Raw genomic sequence first — 19,288 nt, 5'->3', positions numbered from 1 at the left:
CTCGGGTGTTGCCCGAAGATCCGGCCCGACCGGGACCGGCTGAAGGCGATGCCGCGACGGGCGGTCGGCTCATCGAGTCCTCACGGCGCTGGCAGCCCGGCGGCCGGCGCGAGAGCATCACCGCCTCCGAGCTGCGGGCGCTCGAAGGGCACGGTTTCACCGTGTTCCACAACGTGCGTTGGCCCGGCAAGCGGCTGGCGAAGATCGACCACGTCGTCATCGGCGGCGGCCAGGTGTGGGTCGTCTCCGCGCAGAAGTGGAGCGGCTCCCTGACGGTGACCGGCGGCGTGCTGAAGGAGAACGGCCGGCTGCGTCAGAAGTACGTCACCGAGGCCGCCGAGCAGACCCAGGCCATCGCGTCGCTCTCACCGATGCTGCCGCCCTCGACCTTCCACCCGATCCTGTGCGTCGAGAAGGACGAGTGGGTCAACGAGCGCTTCGGCGACGTGTGGATCTGCTCGAGCATCAACGTCGCGACCGTGCTGCAGACGCCGCCCGACAAGGGCCCGGACTACCTGCACAACGATCTTGTCCGTCAGCTCGAGGAGGCCCTGAAGGAGCAGGTCGCCCCGCCTCCTCCGGTGCCGTTGCGGCGCGTCCCGCCGCCCGAGCTCACCGGTGAGGCGGGAGCCGCCGAGAGCGGCGCCGCAGAAGGCGCCAAGGTCTCGCGCCGCGCCCGCCGTCGCTATCTGAAGGACACCACCAAGACCGCACCCAGCGGGCCCGGCAGCTCGAGCGGGCCGCGCAAGGGCGTGGTCGTCCTCGCCGTCGCGGCGCTGGCGGTCGCCGCCCTCGCCTACTTCAAGCCCAGCGTCGTGACCGAGCCCGTCGGCTCGATCACCGACAGCGTCACAGGGGTCTTCTGGCCCGACGACGGCGGCGACGCTCCTGCGGACGTCGAGAAGCCCAAGAAGAACAAGAACAAGGGCAAGAAGAGCCAGCAGGACCAGCAGCAGGAACAGCCCGCCGGCTGACCCGCCGCGTCTGCACCAGGTGGTCTCGACAACCGCCACACGGAGCCTCGGCAGGCACTAACCTCCGCTCGTGGCGTGGAACAGCAAGCGGGCTCGCGACGCCGACCGCGACGACGCGATCGAGGTCGTCGAGGCCGCGTGGGCCGACGGCCAGATCGTCGAGGCCGACCGCGACAAGCGGGTCGAGGAGCTGCTGCGCGCCCAGACGCTGCAGGAGATCAAGACCTACACGCAGGACCTGCAGCCGCCGGCGCCAGACCCGAGCGGCGTCCCGCGACCGGCGTACGGCGCAGCGAGCACGATCGCCACGGTCAAGCCCGACGTCGCCGTGCCCCTCAAGACGCAGGCCGGGGGCAGCAGGATCGCCTGCGGGCTGATGCTGCTCATCCCGCTGGGTCTGATCGGCGCGGTCATCGGCATCATCGCTGCGGTCGTGTCGTCGGTCGGCGGCTCGGACGTGCTCGAGCCGGGGGAGGAGCCGGGCCTCGGCCAGGTCAACACGATGAGCGCGGAGGGGTACGCCGAGCTGATCGACGACCTCGTCTCGGAGACGGGCTCGTCGGAGGTCTTCGAGGGGGTTCTCTACCCCGGGTACGCCGTGCTGCAGGTCCCCGTCGACGCCACCTCCGACCGCTACGAGTACCGCTACTGGGACGGCAGCCTCGACGAGGCCACCAGCAAGAGCACGACGACCTACGGCCGCTTCGACCTGACCGACATCGACCCGGCCGTGGTGGTCTCCCTCGTCGACCAGGCCAGGGCCTGCGTGGACGACCCGGAGAGCTGGTACGCCATCCTCCGGAGGCCCGACGACGAGCACGACGACGGCACGTGGATCTCGGCGTACGCCTCGAACGAGTTCGGTGAGAGCTGTTACCTCGGCGGCGACCGCGAGGGCGCCATCACCTGGCAGCCCGACCTCTGACGGGAGAGGTCAGAGCGAGAGCAGGACCGCGGAGACCGCTCCGAGCACCAAGATGACCGCGACGACGACGGCGACGACGATCCGCCACGTCTTGCGCGGGGGCTCGAGGAACGGGTTGTCCCAGGTCGTGGTGCGTGGCGGCGTGTGCTGACTGGTCACGTGCGCTCCGGGGGGAGGAGTTGGGGGGGCTGGTAGGACGGGATCGCTGGTTTGTCGTGATCAACGGCCCGGCAGGGCGGACGCTACGCCACCGAACCAGCTGATGTGGGGCGAAGGTGGGCCGAATAGTCCGCACCGAGATCGAACGCTGCCCGATCGGTCCGATTTCTCCGGAACCGCGTCATGAGTGGTGTCGAACCCCGTTGAGTACGGCAACCAATCCCGGGGCCGGGATCCTCCGGGGCAGGCCGGCACCAGGCCGCGGTTTCGGGCCCTCCCGAATCCAAACGGCCGATCAGTCGATCGTGTCCGCACCGTTATCAGACGGTGACCGTGCCGAGGTCCACGGAGGCCGGTTCGGCGGTTTGATGACCTCCACAGGAGGTCACGCTGTGAGGGCTGGCATGGGTGACACGACGCTGCCGACTGGCGGCAGCGTCTCGGGCGGGACGACCCTGTCCGCGCCCTGCGACTGCCACGACACCTCGGTGGTCGACCTGGCCCTGGAGCCCGACGACCTGGCCGCCATCCGTTTCCACCCCGACCCGGTCTGGGAGACCGTCGCCAGTCTGGGCGTGCTCGCCCACCCCGCCCACCACCCGTTGCACCGCGGGCTCCTCGAGCGGGTGAACGACCCCGACTGGGACCACGACCTGCTGGTCGGGCTGCTGGCCTCGGAGCGGTGGTACCCGAGCACCCTCGCGCCCGTCCCCAGCCGCTCCCAGGACGACCCGGCGCGGGCGCTGGCGCGGATCGTCGAGACCGACGAGCAGGTCGCCGGCGGCGACCTGGAGACGCTGCGGCGTACCTTCCCCGACCAGCCGCGGTGGCGCGACACCTCGGTGCCCCAGCTGCTCGAGGAGACCTCCACGGCGCTGGTGGGCTACTTCGGGCGCGTGCTCGCGCCCCTGTGGGAGCGCGTCGAGGACATCACCTCCTCCGACATCGCCTACCGGTCCAGCACCCTGGCCTCCGAGGGTGTCGGGGCCACCCTCGACGACCTCCACGAGCGCTTGTCGTACGACGCCGGGCGGCTGCGGCTGCGGATGTCCGGCCACCACGAGCACCGCAGCTCCCGCGGCAACGGCGTCCGCTTCGTGCCGTCGGTGTTCCGCTGGCCGTGCCTGGTGGCCGAGCTCGACTCCAGCCCGCCGGTGGTGTCCTACGCCGCGCGCGGCGCCGGCCGGCTCTGGGAGTCGCTGCCTCAAGCCGAGTCGACCGGGCTCGACCCGGTCCTCGGCCGCTCGCGGGTCGCGATCCTGACCCAGCTCGAAGCCCCCAGCACGACGACCCGGCTCGCCCGCCTGCTCCGGCTGAGCAACGGCACCGTCAGCGAGCACCTCACCGCCATGCAACGCGCCGGCCTGCTGCAGTCCTCGCGCCGTGGGCGCGAGGTGCTCTACGAGCGCACCTCGCTCGGGCACGCGCTGATCTCGCCCCAGCGTTAGTCACCCGCCGTCGAGAAGAACGAGGCCACCCGCCCTGACGAGAGGCTGGGCTCGTCGGGGCGGGTGGCCGTGGGGCAAGGACCGTCACGCGGAGTGACGGAGCAGCGTCACGCCGATTACTCGGTCACGTAGAGGTCCTTGAAGTTCGGCGCGCCCATCGCCCCGTCGCCCGTGGGGTTCCCGATCGACTCGCCGAAGACGTACAGGTCGTTGAGGAACGCGGTCGGGATGACCGGCAGGAAGTCGGTGCCGATCTTCTCGTCCAGCGCGCCCCACGCACCTGGCTGCTCCTCCAACGGGAGCGTCTGGATCCGGTCGATCTCCTCGTCCACGGACGGCTCGGAGAAGCGCGCGAAGTTGTACTCCGCACCCGTGGCGAAGATCGGCAGGAACATCGTCAAACCGGACGGCCAGTCGGAGCACCAGTTGACGTGGCGCATGTTGAGCTCCTTGTTGACCTTGTTGTCCGGGTCGGCGTAGAGGTCGAACGGCGAGTCCTGGATCGGGATGCCGCGGACCTTGAAGCCGCCTTCCTCGTAACCCTTCTTGACCTGGTTGAAGCCGGCGATGGCGAGGTCGTCGGGCTCGTAGTAGGAGACCGTCAGCTCGTACTCACCGGGCTCGTAGCCGGCCTCCTTCAGCAGCTCCTTCGACCGCTCCGGGTTGAAGGTGAACTGCTGCCCGTCGGCGAAGTAGTCGTCGCCGGGGCGGCCGGCCATGCCCGGCGGCATGATGGAGTTCGCCGGCACCCGCGTCACACCGGGCACCTCCCCGATCGCCAGCCAGTTGTCCTCGTAGGGGTAGGCGTAGGCGATCGCCTTGCGCACGTTGATGTCGGTGATCTGCTCGTAGTCGGGCGCGAGCGCGGTGATGCACTGCGTCGACTGCTGGTAGAGCCGGTCGCCGAGCTCCTCGTTGGCACGTGCGTAGTTGTTGGAGCCGAGGCTGTCGGAGATCGCCGTCTGCGACTTGCTGTTGCCGCTGAGCATGATCTCGTCGACCTGCGCCTGGTCCTGGTTGTAGAGCAGCTCCCAACGGTCGACGTACTGGTGCCGGGCCGGGTCGGAATTCGGGTCCCACTGGTCGTTCTTGACCAGGATGAGCTCCTCGTTGGGCTGGAAGGACTCGATCTTGTAGGGGCCGGTCGACAGCGGCCGCAGACCGTAGTCAGGCGGGTCGGCCTGGTCGCCGAGCGGCGCCGGGCCCATCGCCATGAAGGACCCCCAGTAGTCCATGTCGGGGAACGGCCGCGACATCTTGATGGTCACGGTGCTCGCCTCGTCGTCGAAGGTGACGCCGTCGTACGCCTTGCCCTTGTCGGTGTAGGGCCCGCCGTACTCGTCACCGCCGAGGAAGTACGGGGTCGAGTACGCCGTGCCGGGACCCGGCAGCGTGGCCGCGTCCAACGTTCTGGTGATGCCGAAGGCGACCTCCTCGGCGGTGACCGGGTCGCCGGTCTCCCAGGTGGCGTCGTCGCGGATCTCGAAGGTCCACTCGGTGTAGTCCTCGTTGGGCTGGCCGAGGTCGACGGCGAGGTCGGGGACCAGGACCATCTGGCCCGACTCCGGGTCGCGGGCGAACTGCGTCAGGGACCGGTTGGTCAGCGCTTGCTGGATCGAGTTGCCCGTGACCGACCAGCCGACCGCCGGGTCGAGCGAGTCAGGGCCGGGGTCGCCGGGGAAGTACACGGTCACCGTGCCCCCGGTCTGGGCGCCCTCGACCTCAGGCGCCGGTCCGGTGCGCTCGGGGTCCTTTGCGTCGCCGAAGTCGGACTCCTGGAAGTCCCGACCGCCGGTGCCGCTGTCGTCCTCGTTCCCACTGCCGCCTCCGCCGCCACAGGCGGCGAGGCCGACCATCGCGGCTGCCGTGGTCGCTCCGAGGAGCGCCTTGGTCATCCGGCCTGTTCTCATCCGTCTTCCCTTCGTCCCGATCATCGACTGTCCGGTGCGGCGGTGAACGCCGGCGTGCGCCTCGCCGGCGAACACCGCCTGGCACAAGGTCGCCTCGTGCGGGACTGCTCACAATCAATTCGGGGCGGACCGAAAGCGCGCCGCGAGGACACGTTCGTGCAGGTCAGAGCGGGAATGGACAGGGATGCGGGCGGGTGCTGAGACCGGTCCGTTATCGAAGCGCCGCGCTCTCGTGACCGATCGGACCCTCCAGCGAGGAGGCGATCAGGCCAGCCCGCGCTCGAAGGCGTACGCCGCCGCGGCGGTGCGCGAGCCGACGCCGATCTTGACGAAGATGTTGCTGAGGTGGCGGGCGACCGTCTTCTCGCTGAGCACGAGCTCGGCCGCGATCTGACTGTTGCTGCGGCCGGTGGCGACGAGGGCGAGGACCTCGACCTCGCGGGCGGTCAAGCCGTCGGGGAGCACCGGGTCGCTCCGCAGCTGGGCCTCCACCTCGCGCGCAGCAGGGGCGGTCCCGAGGTCGACGAAGGTGCGCAGCGCCGCGGTCAGCTCACGCGCGGCGGACTCCTCGTCACCCAGCGCCCGCAGGCACCGTCCCACCAGGGCTCGGCAGCGCGCGCTCTCGTAAGCCGCCGAGAGCCCGGCCCATCCGGCGCCGGCGGTGCGCAGGTAGGGCAGCGCGCCGGCGGGGTCACCGTCCGCGAGCTCGACCGCGCCGGCGGCGTACGCCGCGGCAGCGCGCAGCGCGTCGGAGGAGAAGTCGGCCGCCAGCTGCTCGAGCTCACGGACGAGCGGCCGGGAGCCGGCGGTGTCCCCACCGGCGAGCAGCACGTCGACGGCGGCCGGCAACAGCTTGGCGCGGCCGACGGCATCGTCCTTCTCGGAGAGCAGCCGGCGCATCGCCGCGGTGGCGGCGTCCCGCTGGCCGCGGGCCAGCCAGAGCAGGGCGAGGCCCGGCTGAGGCTCGAAGCCCTGGTCCGCCGCCTGCTCATAGCTGTCCTCGGCGGCCGCGAGGTCGCCGAGGAGTCGATGGACGTCGCCGCGCTCGGCCAGCGCCAGCCCCGCGGCGGAGGTGCTCGGCTCTCGCAGGTAGCGCGCCACCGCGGCGTCGTACTCCGAGACCGCCTCTCGGAAGGCGCCGTGCAGCCGGAAGATCTGGCCGCGGTGCACGGCGCACTGCCCGGTGAAGGCCACCAGCTCCGGCTGGGCCTCGGCCCAGCGCGAGAGCGCCGAGGTCCACGCCGCGGCACGGCCCAGGTCGGACACGTCCTGGCAGCCCTCGATCATCACGCAGTAGACGTGGCCGGCGAAGAGCGGCGACACCTCGCCGGCCGCGACGGCGGCGAGCGCCTCGTCGAAGAGCGCCAGCCCCTCAGGCACGCGCCCGGCGTAGAGGCTGAGCCGGCCGACGGACGCCATGCCCATGGTGATGATGTCGGGGTCGCCGTGCTCGCGGGCGATGCGCAGCGTCTCGTCCGCGTGCCCGAGTGCGGCCGGGAAGTCGTCCTCGGCCAGCGAACGGAACATCAGCAGGTGCTCGACGTACGCGCTCTCGACGGTGTCGGACCCGAGCAGGGACAGGCAACGCTGCGCGCGGGACACCCACCCCGACCCCAGCTGTTGCTCGCCGATCGAGGTGAAGAGCATCCCTAGGTGGAAGGCGGCGCGGCAGGCCAGAGCCAGGTCGTCGCCGGCACGGTGGAAGGCCTGCTGCAGGGTCTCCGCCGCCTCCGCGTGCCGGCCGCGCAGCTCGGCGGCCAGGGCCAGCTTGAGCAGGTCGCCGGCTTCGTCCGGGGGTACGTCTGACCAGACCGCGTACGCCGCCGCCCAGTCGCCTCGCTCGTAGGTCTCCCGCGCGCGAACCAGTTCGTCGACGACGCTCATCGGAACCTCCTGAGGCTGAGGATATCCGTGTGGTTCGCGGGTTGTTCGGCCCGCTCAGCTACCCGACCTGACCGATGGGGTCGACCGATCGGCGCGTCGGGGAGAGGCTGTCCGCATCCGGTGGTCGAGGTGCTCGGCGACGTACGCCGCGTCGCGACCGACGCCGGGGAAGACCATCGAGCTGAAGGCGTACTGGAAGGACAGGCCGCAGAAGTAGAGGCCTGGCGCTGCGTCGACGACGCCGCGGTACTCGACGGGCCAACCGTCCTCACCGATCACGGGGAGGTGGATCCAGCCGAACTGCTGCTTGAAGCCGGTCGCCCACACGACGGTCGCCACGTCGAGGGCGTCGTCACCGACGACCTGGCGGCCCTCGACCACGCCGGTGGCCCGGTCGGTGAGTCGCTCGACCCCGCGCTCGGCCAGGTGCTTGCGCTTGACCCGGATCATCGGTCCGCCGTGCTTGCGGACGTGGCCCATCTCCTTGCGGCCCATGGGGGTACGCCGGGTCAGCACGTGCCTCCAGGCGAAGACGATCAACGGGAAGACGCGGTGGCCGATCCAGGAGTCGAAGTCGACCGGGATCTCGCCGCAGTCGCGCCCGCACAGGGTCGTGGGGTGCGTCTGCGCGACGTCGTAGGCGATGTCGGTGCCGGAGTGCGACGCGCCGACCACCAGGACGCGGCCCTCGGGGAGCTGACCCGGGCGGCGGTACTCGCTCGAGTGCAGCTGCACGATCCGGGGATCGAGCTCGGCGGCGAAGTCGGGGATCGCGGGCGTGCGGCCGAAGGTTCCGGTCGCCACGACGACGTTGTCGCAGGTCCACTCGCCGGCGCTGGTGCGCACGGCGTACCCCCCGTCGGGCCGCCCGTCCAGCGCCTCGACGCGGACGCCGAGCCGGACCGGGAGCTCGTGGTGCGCGGCGTACTGCTCGACGTACGCAGCCACCTCGTCCTTGCCGGGGAAGGACCAGCGAGCGGCGGGGAACGGCAGCCCCGGCAGGCCGTCGTACCCGGCGGGCGAGTAGAGCCGCAGCGTGTCCCACTGTTGGCGCCACTGGTCGCCGACGCGCGCGGCGCCGTCGAGGATGACGAAGGAGCGGCCCAGCCGCTTGAGGTGGTAGCCGGTGGACAGGCCGGCCTGGCCGGCGCCGATGACGATCGTCTCGATGTGTTGGGTGCTCATGCCGTCGACGCTAGGAAGGGAGGAGGCCCGGCCGCGTCGGGCGGATGACCCAACCTCCCGGGCGGGCGTGGGTAGTTTGCCTCGTGGTCCGAGGTCCGACAGGAGGGCGACGAATTAGCGGCCTCGTTCGTACCCGCGCTCGACCCGGCTGGCTATTCGTCGCCGCGCAACGTGAAGGAGCGCAACCGGTCGCCGGCGAACCACACGGTGCCGACCGCGATGATCACGGACGCGACGAGCGCGTAGGTGAGTCCGGTGCCGGGCACGGGCACGCGGGGGCTGATCTCGCCGGCGACCTCGCGGCCCCAGGGGCCGATGGCCAGCCAGCGGATGCCGGTGAGGACGTTGCCCAGGACGCTCTCCCACAGCAGCGCGAAGAGCAGCCCGACGACGACGGCGTGCCGGGTCAGGGCGGCCAGGCCGAGGAAGAGAGCGGTGTACGTCGTCCCGGCGACGATGCCGCCGACGCCCCAGGCGAGCGCCTGGCGGCTGTCGCCCGCGTCGATGATCAGGCCGCTCACGATCAGCGGGAGGACACCGAGACCCATGGTGGCGGCCCAGGCGACGGCGTACTTGCTGCGGGCGACGGTGTGCCGGCTGATCGGCTTGGCGAGCAGGTAGACCACCGAGCCGTCGTCGATCTCGGGCCCCAGCACGGCGGCCGCGGAGAGCAGCGCGACGATGGGGAGCGCCAGGGTGAAGCCGAGCGACAGGATGGCTTCGTAGCCGGTGCCGGCCTCGGTCAGCGCGCGCACGACGATGGACAGCGCGACCAGCAGCACGGGGATCAGGAGGAGCACGAGCCCGCGGCGCCGGCCGAAGAGGGCCTGGGCGGACAGCCGCATGATGGTGGGGTTCACGGTCGTCAGCCTCCGACCAAGTAGGAGAAGACGCTCTCGAGGGACTCGTCGGTCGGGGTCAGCTCGAGCACCCGGACGCCATGGTCGCGGGCCACAACCGGCAGCCGCTGGGCGAAGTCGCCGAACTCGGACACCGACACGTCCACGCCGCCCTGGGGTCGCAGCGACACGGCCACGACCGACGTCTCGGCGATCAGCGCACTCGCGAGCGCCCGGTCCTGGGCGGCGCCGTCGCCGACGACGACGTACTGCACGGGACGGTCGGTCATCAGCCGCCGGATCTGCCCGAAGTCACCCGACGCGGCGTGACGTCCGGACACGACGACCTCGATCTGCCGGGCGACCTGCTCGACCTCCTCGAGGATGTGGGAGCTGAAGAGCACGGTGCGACCCTCCGCGCCCATCCGGCGCAGGAGGTTCATGAGGTGCAGGCGCTGCCGCGGGTCGACGCCGTTGAAGGGCTCGTCGAGCAGCAGCACCGCCGGGTCGTGGACCAGGGCGGAGGCGAGCTTGACGCGCTGCCGCATGCCCTTGGAGTACGTGGCGATCCGACGTTGGGCGGGCTCGACCAGGTCGACGATCTCCAGGGCGCGCTCGCCGGCCGCGCCGGGGTCGGGCACCCCCTGGAGCTCGGCGTTGGCCAGCACGAACTGACGCCCGGTGAGGTAGCCGAAGCTCACCTCGCGCTCGGGCACCAGCCCGATCGTCCGGTAGGCCTCGGTGTTGCGCCAGATCGGCTGGCCGTCGAGGGTGACCCTGCCGGCCGAGGGCGACAAGAACCCCGACATCAGCGCGATCAGCGTCGTCTTGCCGGCGCCGTTGGGACCCAGCAGACCGGTGATGCCGGGGCCGATGGTCATCGAGATGCCGTTGACGGCGACGACGTTGCCGTACCAGCGCGAGGTCTCCTCGAGGGTGATCGTGTTCATCGGATCACCTCCCCGCCAGCTTGCGGTAGCGCCAGACCAGCCCGGCGAGGCAGGCCACCGACAGGCCGACGAACACGGCGGCGTACGCCGCCTCGAGCCCACCGTTCGTGGGTGGGGTGAGCGGCTCGTTGGCGTCGCCCCATGCGTAGGCGAGCCCGCGGTAGAGGGAGTACGGCGAGAACAGGCCGGCGACCTGGCCGAGCCGCTGGTCGTCCAGCTCTTCCTGCGCGATGCCCTGGATGGCGGTGACGATGCCGTTTCCGATCAGCAGCACGGCGATCGTCCCGACGATCGCGAAGCCCCGCCTGGTCGACCAGCTGGCGAGCAGGCCGCCGATGCCGGTGATGCAGAGCGCGAGCATCAGCCCGAGCAAGGCGGCCATCGAGGCCTCCCGGGTCTGCCGGCTGAAGTCCAGCTCGCCGAGCAGCGCGCCGACGTACATCAGCAGCAGGGGGAGGAAGACGAAGACCAGGCAGGCGAGCAGGAGGGAGAACCACCGGGACAACGCGTAGGTGCTCGCCCGGAGCGGGCGCGCGAGATAGAGGGTGATGCTGCCGTGTCGCAGGTCGCGGGAGAACAGCACCGGCGCCTGCGCGGCCACGAAGATGCTGAGCAGCACCTGCGTCGTCGAGGCGTACTGCGCGTAGCCGATCGGCAGCTCGTCGGCGCCGAAGAGCGTCAGCGCCCCGACGAGGATCACCGCCGGGAAGAGGTTCATGCCGAGCAGGATGAACGGCAGCACCTTCGACTTGGTGGAGCGGCCCAGGCCGAAGGCGTTCTTGAAGCCGGTCGCCACCAGGGCACGCGCGATGGCGCCCTCGCCCAGCCGGGGACCCGTGTAGGGGCGGTAGCCGAGGTCGTGGATGACGCTGCGTCCGGCCGGTGTCATCGAGGACGGGTGCGCCTGGCTGTCCGGGTGGGGCTCCGGGAGGTCAGGCATCCGCGAACACGTCCTCGATGCGCCGGTGGTCGATCTGGATGCGGACCAGCCCCAGACCGAGGTCTGCGGCGGTGTCGCGGATCAGGTCGTGTACGCCGGCGCCGGACCCGACGTTGATCATGGACCCCTTCGGCACGGCCTCGACTCCGGCGGCCACCAGTGCGGCGATCATCCGCTGCTGGCCGCCGTCTCCGAGCACCTCGAGGAGGAGGTGGCCGGTGGCGTCGAGGAAGTCGTCGGTCCGCGAGGCGCGCAGCAGCCTGCCGCCGTCGAGGATGATCACGTGGTCGCTGACCCGCTCGAGCTCCCCGAGCAGGTGGCTGGTCACGACGACGCTGATGCCGAAGTCACGGCCGATCCGCTGGACCAGGCCGAGCATCTCGTCACGGGCCGCGGGGTCCAGTCCGTTGGTCGGCTCGTCCAGGAAGACCAGCCGGGGGTCGTGCACGAGCGCCTGCGCCAGCTTGGCCTTCTGCTTCATGCCGGTGGAGTAGCCGCCCATCGGGCGGTAGCGCTCCTCGGCGAGCCCGACGTGGCGGAGCACCTCGGCGGTCCGCTCGCGGGCGGCGACACGCGGGAGGCCCGACATCATCGCGAGGTGGACGACGTAGTCGCTCGCGCTCACGTCCGGTGGCAGGCAGTCGTGCTCAGGCAGGTAGCCCACCGTCGCGCGGATCGCCGCGCCCTCGGTCGCGATGTCGTGCCCCAGCACCCGTGCACCGCCGCGCGTGGGCGGGACCAGGCCGAGCAGGATCTTGATGAGCGTCGACTTGCCGGCGCCGTTGGCCCCCACCAGCCCGGTGATGCCGTGCCCGACCGACACCGTGAGCGCGTCGAGCGCGAGCACGGACCCGTAGTCCTTGGTGAGTCCGTCGGTGGCGACCACCGGCTGGGCCACGGGTCTGCCCGCGGATCGGGCTGTCGCAGGGGTCACGTCGGTCAGGCTAGACCGGCGTGCCCCCAGCGCGCTGCAGCCGATGTGAAGGTTCAGGGAAGACTCGGGGCTGACCCCTGAGAGGGCGCCGTCCTGGGTCACACGAGCGAGCCGGGGTCCTCGGGAACGTCGACGGACTGCTCGCGGAGGAACTCGAGCGGCACGATCTCGAGTGCCCGGGCGTTGGTGGCGGCCAGCAGGACGGGGGCGGCCGCACCGGCGTCGTACGACTGGAGCCAGCGGGCGGCGACCACGCACCAGCGGTCACCCGGCGCGAGGCCCGCGAAGTGCCACTCCGGACGCGGTGTGGAGAGGTCGTTGCCGACGGAGCGCTGGTGCTCCAGGAACTCCTCGGTCATCACCGCGCAGACGGCGTGCAGACCCACGTCCTCGGGTCCGCACGAGCAGGTGCCGTCACGGTAGAAGCCCGTCAGCGGGTCGGTCCCGCACGGCTCGAGGACTCCGCCGAGGACGTTGCGTTCGGGCCGGTTGCGCTCGTCTCGGGAGGCCGTCATAGGTGCAGAGTGCCATGAGCCGCGAGAACCGGGGTACCACCAACCGAGCGGCAAAGAATTCCGCGAAAGCCTGCGCGGCCCGGCCCGACCTCCTACGGTCGAGTTCTACGCCGCCGACCACCATGGGGGGTGAAACGCGCGTATGACCCTGACTTCGTTCGTCAGCGACCCCGTCGGCGCGCCCTCGACCCAGGACGACGCGGCGGCGCGCGCTCGCGATCTCGCCGCCAGCTACGGCCGCGCGGTGGACGGTCCGGTCACCTTCGCGCAGCGGCTGGTCGCGCTCGAGCTGCTCGGGTGGCGGGTGCTGTCGGACCGTCGCTGGGTGTCCTCCGCCCGCGCCTGCACCGACGCGATCCTGGTGGGACCTGGCGGTGTGGTCGTCCTCGACGCGCACGCCTGGGACGACGTCAAGCTGCGCGGAGGCAGCCTGTACGACGGCGGGCTGAGCCGGGACTCCGACGCCGCCGCAGTGCGGAGCATGACCGACAAGGTGCACGACGCACTGGCGGGTTTCGGCATCACGCGCCAGTCCCTGTGGTCCGTGGTCGCCCTGGTCGGGCGGCACTTCGAGACCACCTCGCAGCAGCTGAACGTCATCGGTGAGCAGAACCTCGCCGCGTGGGTGGCCGCCCGGCCCGCGCGCCTGGAGGAGTCCGAGATCGAGGCGATCACCGTGATCCTCGACCGTGACTTCCCGGTCGCCGACGTGGAGATCCCGCTCGATGAGCGCTGGCCGGCCGCGGTGGCCGACCTCGACGTCCAGCGGCTCACCACCGCCGTGCTCCGCACCGCGACCGCACCGCCGGTCGAGCGATGGATGACCTTCCTGACCGACGAACAGCTCGCGCTGATCACCACGAGCTGGGACGGACCCGCGCGGATCACCGGGCCCGCGGGCACCGGCAAGACCGTCGTCGGCCTGCACCGGGCGGCCTACCTGGCCGAGCGTGACTCGGACAGCCCGGTCCTCTTCGTCGCCGCCACGGCCGCCCAGGCCGGTGTCGCCGCGTCCATGATGGACCGCCTGACGCCTCAGGCCCGGGACAACGTCGTGTGCGCGTGCCTGCCCGACCTCGCGGTCGCGATCGTGCAGCAGGCCAAGCTGCCCGTGAACGTCAACGATCGTCAGGCCGCCATCGCCTTCGTGTCCGCCTGGATGGCGTCGGGGCGTGGCGGGCTGCTGAGCCAGATCGACGAGCGACCCGCCTACTGGCAGGAGGAGGTCGACCACGTCATCAAGGCGAGCGGCATCGCCGAGCTCGACGACTACCTCGCCCTCGACCGCGACGACCGTCGCGTGCCTCTTGACGAGGCCGCCCGCACCGCGATGTGGCGGGTCAGCCTGGAGTACCGACGCCGCCTCGCCAAGTCCAAGGTCCAAGACGTCAACGACGTCGTCACGCAGGCCCGCGACCTGGTGCGCGACGGCGTGGTCCGGCCGTCCTACAGCGCCGTGATCGTCGACGGGGCCGAGGACGTGTCGCTGGTCGGCTTGCAGCTGCTGCACCTGCTCGCCGGTGACGGCCCGGATCGGCTGCTCCTGCTCGATGACGGTCAGCAGGCGGCGTACGCCGGTCGCCGGACGCTCGCCGAGGCCGGCATCGAGGTCTGTGCACGGCCCTCGCTGCTCACCGACGACCACCGCAGCAGCGGCGACGTGCTCCGCCTGGCCACCCGCATGATCGGCACCGACCTGCACCTCGATGTCGACGGCACGGCGCAGCCGCACGTCGCGGGCCAGCCCGTGCGCCGCCGCGGGATCCTTCCCGCCGTCGTCGAGGCGGAGGACCTCGACGCCCTCGAGCGGGAGCTGGTGACCCGGCTGTCGGAGATCAACGACAGTGAGTCCTCCCGGGGTGACGTCGCCGTGCTGGTGGCCAGCGAGGCCGACGTACGCCACGTGCGCACCATGCTGATGCGCGCCGCCCTCCCGGTCGTCGACATGGCCGGCGTGCTCCTCGCCGGTGACCACCTCGTCGTCGGCACCTACGCCGAGGCCAAGGGCCTCTCCTTCGACCACGTGCTGATGCCCGGCCTGCGCCTCGAGCCCGCCCAGCTGCCGGGCGAGCACCCGGTGGCCTACAGGGAGCGGGTCGAGCGCCTGCGCCGGTTGCAGTACGTCGGCATCACCCGAGCCCGTCACGGGCTGTGGCTGGGTTACCTGACCGACCTCCCAGACTCCGACGGGGCTTGCTGACCCCTGAGGAACGACGCGCGCGCCGTGCGTCACTCATCGACACCCCGTCGCCTCTTGCTGGAGAGCGGCGGGGTGTTGGTGCTTCGGGAGACGACCTCACGACGCCGTGATCGCCACGCTCGCCGCCTCGATCGCCTCCGGGGACAGCACGTGCTCGATGGCGATGGCGGCGGCGCCGAGCACGCCGGCCTCGCCGCCGGCCCGGGAGGGGACGATGCTGAGGTGCTCGGTGGCCAGGGGGAGCGAGCGGCTGTAGACGACCTCGCGGATGCCGGCGAGGAGGTGCTCGCCGGAGGCCGCGAGCTGGCCGCCGATGACCACGACCGACGGGTTGATCAGGTTGACCATCGTCGCGACGACGTCGCCGATGTCGCGTCCGGCCTGCCGGACCACGGCGATCGCGTCGGCGTCGCCGGAGCGGACGAGGCCGACCACGTCCTGGCCGTTGCGCGCCTCGATGCCGCGCGCCCGCAGCGCCGTCGCGAGAGCTGGGCCGGCGGCGACGGCTTCGAGGCAGCCGAGGTTCCCGCAGCGGCACTGGACGTCCCCGGCGCGGGGTACTCGGACGTGTCCGAGGTCGCCCGCGGTGCCCTGCGCGCCGCGCTGGAGCTGACCGCCGGACACGATGCCGGCGCCGATGCCGGTGGCGACCTTGATCAGCACGAGGTCGTCCACGTCGGCGAGGTGGACACGCCGCTCGCCGAGCGCCATCACGTTGACGTCGTTGTCGATGAGCACCGGGACGGCGTAGTGGCGCTGGATGTGGCCGGGGACGTCGTACCGGTCCCAGCCCGGCATGATCGGCGGGTTGATCGGCCGTCCGGTCGAGTGCTCCACCGGCCCGGGGAGCCCGACCCCGATGGCGGCCAGCTCGCTGGTCCTGCGCTGGGTCCTGCGCAGCAGCAGCCGGACCGCGTCGACGACCCACCCGAGCACGACCGCGGGTCCCTCGGCGACGTCGAGCCGCTCACCGACCTCACCGAGGAGCTCGCCGGACAGGTCGGCCAGCACCGCGCGGGCGTGGGTCGCCCCCACGTCGACGCCGACGACCACGCGCGCGGCAGGGTTCAGCGCGAAGAGTGCCGGTGGACGGCCTCCGGTCGACGGTGCGCCTCCGAACGGCGCGACCAGGCCGAGGCGCATCAGGACGTCGATGCGCGCGGCGACCGTCGAGCGGGCCAGGCCGGTGGTCTCGGCCAGCTCGGCACGGGTCCAGGGCCGCCCGTCGCGCAGCAGCTCGAAGACGTCACCGGTCCGCACGGACGAAGTAGACCACCCGAGAACTTTCCGCGTCCAGCGTTCAACTTTTGATTGTTTCTCGACAAAAGTGATCCACCGTGTCACAGTGACCGGATGCAGCAGCGTGACGAGCGCCACACGACCACCCCCGGCCCTGCGCTGCGGGCCGTCGGGTTGTCGAAACAGGCAGACCGCCGTCCAGTGCTGTGCGACATCGACATCACCGTGGTGGGCGGCGAGGTGCACGGGGTCGCCGGCGAACATCGTGCGGGCTCCATGCTCGTGCGTCTCCTGACCGGTGCCGAGCAGGCCGACACCGGCCGCATCGAGGTCGCGGGCGTCGCGCTCGACCCGGCCGACCCCGAGCAGGCCCAGCGGGCGGGGGTGTGGGCGGTGGCCGAGCAGACCCACCTTGCGCCGGAGCAGACCGTCGAGGCGGTGCTGGGTGCCGGATCCGGCCCCGGTCGACTGGTGGAGACCTCCCGGCGGTCACGCGACGCCGGCGCCTTCCTGCGCGGGCTGGGCGTCGGCCACCTCGAGCCGGGCAGCCCGGTCGGGCTCCTCAGCCGCGGTGACCAGCGACTGGTGGAGGTCGCGCGCGCGGCGTACCAGCGAGCGGTCGTCGTGGTCCTGGACCACCCCGAGACGGGGCTGGAGGAGCGCGAGGTCGACCTTCTGCACCAGGTGCTCGGCCGGCTCGTCGCGCGGGGCACCGCCCTCCTCTACGTGACCTCCTCGGCGCGCGACGTCTTCGACATCTGCGACTCGCTCACCCTGCTCGTGCCCGAGCGGGCCGGCGGCGCTGCCAGCGTGCACCTCGACCGGCTGGTCCCGCCGCGCGAGGACACCGTGGCGTCGTGGCCGGCCGCGGCGTTCGTGCGCTCGGGGTCTGCCTGAGCCGCGCCCTTCGCCAGCCGTCGACCCCGACGGCGTTCCGCATCCGCTTGCGTTGCCCAACTTCCGAAGCAAGACCCTGACGCCCGAGCCGTACGACGCACCCAACGACTCGTCCAGCGACTAGCAGGCCGCTGGGGTGGCCCGCGCCCGTCGGTGGTGCAGGTCTACAAGGGCTGACGCCGCGCAGACGTCATGCGGGCGGAGCCGTCGACGGCCCTGTCCGCGTGACGGCTTCTGCAGGCTCCGCCGCCGGGGCGGGCGAGCCGGACTCGTCGCCGGCGTACCGCTCGACCAGCGTCTGCAGGTCGAAACCGGTGGTGTTCTTGAGCAGCTCCATCGTCTGCACGAGGTTGTTGGTGATCTGGCGGGGCAGCTCGCCGGCACCGTCGGTCGAGATGACCGTCAGCTTGTCGATGGAGCCCATCGGGCGGGCCAGCTCCGCGGCGACCTTCGGCAGGATCTCGACGAGCATCTGGAGCACGGCGGCCTGGTTGTACTGGGCGAACGCCTCCGCCTTCTTCTCCATCGCGGTCGCCTCGGCCTGGCCGGCAGCCAAGGTGGCGGACGCCTGCGCGTCGCCCTCGGCGCGGAGGGCGTCGGCCTCGGCGACGCGGCGGGCCTTCTCGGCCTCTCCGCGCTTGGCGCCCTCGATGGCCTCCGCCTCGGCCAGCGCCGAACGGCGGGACTTCTCGCCCTCACCGGTGAGCCGCGCCTTCTCGGCCTCCGCCTCGGCGTCGGCGATCGAGGCCGCCTTGCGGGCCTCCGCCTCGAGGATCTCGGAGTTGCGGCGACCCGTCGCCTCGGTCTCGACCCGGTAGCGCTCCGCGTCGGCGGGCTTGCGCACCTCGGCGTCGAGCTGGCGCTCCTTGAGCGCTGCCTGGCGTACGGCGACCTTCTCCTGCTCGGCCAGGATCGCCTGGTCACGGTCGGCCTGAGCGAGGGGCCCGGCCGCAGCGGCGGTGGCCTGGGCGGCGTCGGTCTCGGCGAGGATCTCGGCGTTCTTCAGCGCCAGCAGCCGCTGGGAGATCGCGATCTCCTGCTCGGCGGCGATGCGGGCCTGCTCGGCGGCCTGTCGGGCGTTGGCCTCCGCGATGGCCGCGACCTGGCCGACCTTGGCGGACTCGGGGCGACCGAGGTCGGCGAGGTAGGACCCGTCGTCGGTGATGTCCTGGATCTGGAAGGTGTCCAGCACCAGGCCCTGGCCGGTCAGCGAGGTCTCGGACTCGTCGGCGACCCGCTGGGCGAAGGCCGCGCGGTCGCGGATGATCTGCTCCACCGAGAGCGAACCGACGATCGAGCGCAGGGAGCCTGCCAGGGTCTCCTGGGTGAAGGTCTCGATCTCGGCCTGCTGGGTGAGGAACCGCTGGGCGGCCGCGCGGATGGAGTCCTCGTTGCCACCGACCTTGACGATGGCGACGCCGTCGAGGTTGAGCTTGATGCCCTGGCCCGACACGGCCCCGCGGATCTGCACCGAGATCCGGCGCGACGACAGGTCGAGGACGTGCAGCCGCTGCACGAACGGGATCACGAAGACGCCGCCGCCCATGACGACCTTCTGACCGGACAGGTCGGTCGACACGAGGCCGGTCTCGACGTTCTTGACCTCCTTGCCCTTGCGCCCGGTGACCAGGAACGCCTCGTTGGGCCCCGCCACCTTGTAGCGCGTGGTGATCAGTGCGGCGAGCAGGACGACGAGGGCGACGATGCCGACGACGGCGACGAGCGTCGAGGAGAAGCCGAACATGGGATTCCTTGGGTTGGCGGGCTCGGAGAAGGTGTGCGGGACTACGCGCGGGGCTCGACGGCCACGGACGTCGCGGACAAGACAGCGGTGATGGTGACCGGCGTACCGGCGGACAGGCCGCCGGGAGCGCGGGCGTTGAGCTTGGTGATGTGGCCGGAGGCGGTGATCGAGACCTCGCCGTAGCCGTCCTCGGGGATCGAGCTGACGACCACCGCCTGGCGTCCGACGAGGTCGGCGGTGCGCACGTTGGCCTCGTCGCCTCCCCTCTGCAGCCGGGCGGAGGCGATCCCGACGCCGGCCCCGATGACGAGGCCTGCAGCGAGCCCGATGCCGATCGCGGCGCCGTTGGAGTCGGTGGCGTCGAGGGCGAGCGCGCCCACGAAGCCGAACGCGCCGAGGAAGCCGGCGAGGGCCGAGCCGGAGAAGAGGTCGCCGCCGAAGTCGAGCGCGCCCTCGAGGAAGTCGCCCACGAGGAGCATGACGAGCAGCAGCACGACGCCGACCGCTCCGATGATCAGGAACGCGGTCACCGGTCACCCCCTCGT

Annotated in this window: 17 protein-coding genes; 5 read left to right on the top strand and 12 right to left on the bottom strand. The window is 71.6% G+C overall.

All coding sequences use genetic code 11. From position 1 onward, the window contains the following. Positions 1 to 5 precede the first annotated feature (5 nt). Together ABD295_RS15995 and ABD295_RS15990 are read left to right on the top strand one after the other, a co-directional pair. Positions 6 to 974: a nuclease-related domain-containing protein gene (locus ABD295_RS15995; RefSeq protein WP_344304793.1), complete on the top strand. Its 969-nt coding sequence runs from the start codon at positions 6 to 8 to the stop codon at positions 972 to 974. A gap of 70 nt (positions 975 to 1,044) precedes the next feature. Continuing rightward, positions 1,045 to 1,899 carry a DUF1707 domain-containing protein gene (locus ABD295_RS15990; protein WP_344304792.1) on the top strand — a complete coding sequence of 285 codons (855 nt, stop codon included), beginning with the start codon at positions 1,045 to 1,047 and terminating at the stop codon, positions 1,897 to 1,899. A gap of 9 nt (positions 1,900 to 1,908) precedes the next feature. Here the strand turns inward: ABD295_RS15990 and ABD295_RS15985 are convergent, their stop codons facing one another. Continuing rightward, complete coding sequence (locus ABD295_RS15985; protein WP_344304791.1) at positions 1,909 to 2,058, bottom strand: hypothetical protein; 150 nt, start codon at positions 2,056 to 2,058, stop codon at positions 1,909 to 1,911. A gap of 404 nt (positions 2,059 to 2,462) precedes the next feature. Between ABD295_RS15985 and ABD295_RS15980 the strand changes: the two genes are divergently transcribed. Further along, a complete protein-coding gene (locus ABD295_RS15980) occupies positions 2,463 to 3,506 on the top strand; it encodes a DUF5937 family protein (protein WP_344304790.1) in 1,044 nt (347 codons plus the stop codon). 116 nt (positions 3,507 to 3,622) lie between these two features. On the opposite strand, the gene ABD295_RS15975 is transcribed toward ABD295_RS15980, so the two are convergent. The 8 genes from ABD295_RS15975 to ABD295_RS15940 form a co-directional block, all read right to left on the bottom strand. Then, positions 3,623 to 5,401 carry an ABC transporter substrate-binding protein gene (locus tag ABD295_RS15975; protein WP_344304789.1) on the bottom strand — a complete coding sequence of 593 codons (1,779 nt, stop codon included), beginning with the start codon at positions 5,399 to 5,401 and terminating at the stop codon, positions 3,623 to 3,625. Positions 5,402 to 5,680: 279 nt separating this feature from the next. Next, positions 5,681 to 7,300, bottom strand: a complete 1,620-nt coding sequence (locus ABD295_RS15970; RefSeq protein WP_344304788.1) for a LuxR C-terminal-related transcriptional regulator — start codon at positions 7,298 to 7,300, stop codon at positions 5,681 to 5,683. A gap of 54 nt (positions 7,301 to 7,354) precedes the next feature. Beyond that, positions 7,355 to 8,485 carry a flavin-containing monooxygenase gene (locus ABD295_RS15965; protein ID WP_344304786.1) on the bottom strand — a complete coding sequence of 377 codons (1,131 nt, stop codon included), beginning with the start codon at positions 8,483 to 8,485 and terminating at the stop codon, positions 7,355 to 7,357. A gap of 152 nt (positions 8,486 to 8,637) precedes the next feature. Continuing rightward, the gene (locus ABD295_RS15960) at positions 8,638 to 9,345 is read right to left on the bottom strand and encodes an ABC-2 transporter permease (protein ID WP_344304785.1); all 708 of its coding nucleotides are present in this window, start codon (positions 9,343 to 9,345) and stop codon (positions 8,638 to 8,640) included. A gap of 5 nt (positions 9,346 to 9,350) precedes the next feature. Further along, positions 9,351 to 10,274, bottom strand: coding sequence for an ABC transporter ATP-binding protein (locus tag ABD295_RS15955; RefSeq protein WP_344304784.1), 924 nt, complete (start codon positions 10,272 to 10,274; stop codon positions 9,351 to 9,353). Positions 10,275 to 10,278: 4 nt separating this feature from the next. Further along, complete coding sequence (locus tag ABD295_RS15950; RefSeq protein WP_344304783.1) at positions 10,279 to 11,214, bottom strand: ABC transporter permease; 936 nt, start codon at positions 11,212 to 11,214, stop codon at positions 10,279 to 10,281. Continuing rightward, positions 11,207 to 12,148 carry an ABC transporter ATP-binding protein gene (locus tag ABD295_RS15945; RefSeq protein ID WP_344304782.1) on the bottom strand — a complete coding sequence of 314 codons (942 nt, stop codon included), beginning with the start codon at positions 12,146 to 12,148 and terminating at the stop codon, positions 11,207 to 11,209. Before ABD295_RS15945 ends, ABD295_RS15950 begins: the two co-directional genes overlap by 8 nt. 98 nt (positions 12,149 to 12,246) lie before the next feature. Next, a complete protein-coding gene (locus ABD295_RS15940; protein ID WP_344304781.1) occupies positions 12,247 to 12,663 on the bottom strand; it encodes a DUF2237 family protein in 417 nt (138 codons plus the stop codon). 142 nt (positions 12,664 to 12,805) lie between these two features. Between ABD295_RS15940 and ABD295_RS15935 the strand changes: the two genes are divergently transcribed. Beyond that, the gene (locus ABD295_RS15935) at positions 12,806 to 14,863 is read left to right on the top strand and encodes a 3'-5' exonuclease (protein WP_344304780.1); all 2,058 of its coding nucleotides are present in this window, start codon (positions 12,806 to 12,808) and stop codon (positions 14,861 to 14,863) included. 96 nt (positions 14,864 to 14,959) lie between these two features. On the opposite strand, the gene ABD295_RS15930 is transcribed toward ABD295_RS15935, so the two are convergent. After that, positions 14,960 to 16,123 (bottom strand): ROK family transcriptional regulator, encoded by a 1,164-nt coding sequence (locus ABD295_RS15930; RefSeq protein ID WP_344304779.1) that lies wholly within the window; start codon positions 16,121 to 16,123, stop codon positions 14,960 to 14,962. 93 nt (positions 16,124 to 16,216) lie between these two features. On the opposite strand from ABD295_RS15930, the gene ABD295_RS15925 reads away from it, so the two are divergent. Then, a complete protein-coding gene (locus ABD295_RS15925; protein ID WP_344304778.1) occupies positions 16,217 to 16,999 on the top strand; it encodes an ATP-binding cassette domain-containing protein in 783 nt (260 codons plus the stop codon). 190 nt (positions 17,000 to 17,189) lie between these two features. On the opposite strand, the gene ABD295_RS15920 is transcribed toward ABD295_RS15925, so the two are convergent. Together ABD295_RS15920 and ABD295_RS15915 are read right to left on the bottom strand one after the other, a co-directional pair. Continuing rightward, complete coding sequence (locus ABD295_RS15920) at positions 17,190 to 18,743, bottom strand: flotillin family protein (RefSeq protein WP_344304777.1); 1,554 nt, start codon at positions 18,741 to 18,743, stop codon at positions 17,190 to 17,192. A 41-nt stretch (positions 18,744 to 18,784) separates the two neighbouring features. Next, positions 18,785 to 19,273: an NfeD family protein gene (locus tag ABD295_RS15915; RefSeq protein WP_344304776.1), complete on the bottom strand. Its 489-nt coding sequence runs from the start codon at positions 19,271 to 19,273 to the stop codon at positions 18,785 to 18,787. Positions 19,274 to 19,288: the final 15 nt, after the last annotated feature.

This window comes from Nocardioides bigeumensis, from assembly GCF_039531755.1.
Lineage (GTDB): Bacteria > Actinomycetota > Actinomycetes > Propionibacteriales > Nocardioidaceae > Nocardioides > Nocardioides bigeumensis.
This window is presented reverse-complemented; position numbering and strand designations above follow the sequence as displayed.

Excerpts from the sequence above, each read along its gene's own strand:
- ABD295_RS15980 (WP_344304790.1), top strand. The coding sequence starts at position 2,463 with ATGGGTGACACGACGCTGCCGACTGGCGGCAGCGTCTCGGGCGGGACG.
- ABD295_RS15975 (WP_344304789.1), bottom strand. The coding sequence starts at position 5,401 with ATGACCAAGGCGCTCCTCGGAGCGACCACGGCAGCCGCGATGGTCGGC.
- ABD295_RS15970 (WP_344304788.1), bottom strand. The coding sequence starts at position 7,300 with ATGAGCGTCGTCGACGAACTGGTTCGCGCGCGGGAGACCTACGAGCGA.
- ABD295_RS15965 (WP_344304786.1), bottom strand. The coding sequence starts at position 8,485 with ATGAGCACCCAACACATCGAGACGATCGTCATCGGCGCCGGCCAGGCC.
- ABD295_RS15955 (WP_344304784.1), bottom strand. The coding sequence starts at position 10,274 with ATGAACACGATCACCCTCGAGGAGACCTCGCGCTGGTACGGCAACGTC.
- ABD295_RS15950 (WP_344304783.1), bottom strand. The coding sequence starts at position 11,214 with ATGCCTGACCTCCCGGAGCCCCACCCGGACAGCCAGGCGCACCCGTCC.
- ABD295_RS15940 (WP_344304781.1), bottom strand. The coding sequence starts at position 12,663 with ATGACGGCCTCCCGAGACGAGCGCAACCGGCCCGAACGCAACGTCCTC.
- ABD295_RS15935 (WP_344304780.1), top strand. The coding sequence starts at position 12,806 with ATGACCCTGACTTCGTTCGTCAGCGACCCCGTCGGCGCGCCCTCGACC.
- ABD295_RS15925 (WP_344304778.1), top strand. The coding sequence starts at position 16,217 with ATGCAGCAGCGTGACGAGCGCCACACGACCACCCCCGGCCCTGCGCTG.
- ABD295_RS15920 (WP_344304777.1), bottom strand. The coding sequence starts at position 18,743 with ATGTTCGGCTTCTCCTCGACGCTCGTCGCCGTCGTCGGCATCGTCGCC.